Below are 428 nucleotides of genomic sequence, written 5' to 3' on the forward strand. Positions count from 1 at the left end.
AAAAGCGGGTGAAGAGAATCGAACTCTCGACCAGAGCTTGGAAGGCTCTTGTTTTACCACTAAACTACACCCGCGTGGTCGGGAAGACAGGATTTGAACCTGCGACCCCCTGGTCCCAAACCAGGTGCTCTACCAAGCTGAGCCACTTCCCGTATATGGCGCGCCCGAGAGGAGTCGAACCCCTAACCTCTTGATCCGTAGTCAAACGCTCTATCCAATTGAGCTACGGGCGCTTATTCATGATGTTTTTTCGTCGTTGTATTTTGGCGACTCAATTATCTTATCATACTTCATTTTTTAATGCAAGTACTTTTTGAAAGATTTTTTTGATGCGGCCGAGAGGACTTGAACCTCCACGGGGTTTCCCCCACTAGGCCCTCAACCTAGCGCGTCTGCCGTTCCGCCACGACCGCGCGGAAAAAACAAAA

At 50.0% G+C, this 428-nt stretch carries 4 tRNA genes; all 4 read right to left on the bottom strand.

The window, feature by feature from the left end:
• Nucleotides 1-3 precede the first annotated feature (3 nt).
• A tRNA-Gly gene (locus Q9B79_RS26820) sits at nt 4-74 on the bottom strand.
• A gap of 1 nt (nt 75) precedes the next feature.
• Nucleotides 76-152 (bottom strand) — tRNA-Pro (locus tag Q9B79_RS26825).
• Between the two features lie 4 nt (nt 153-156).
• A tRNA-Arg gene (locus Q9B79_RS26830) sits at nt 157-233 on the bottom strand.
• Between the two features lie 97 nt (nt 234-330).
• Nucleotides 331-413 (bottom strand) — tRNA-Leu (locus Q9B79_RS26835).
• Nucleotides 414-428: the final 15 nt, after the last annotated feature.

The organism is Bacillus sp. MHSD_36, assembly GCF_030757775.1.
Classification (GTDB): Bacteria; Bacillota; Bacilli; order Bacillales; family Bacillaceae_G; genus Bacillus_A.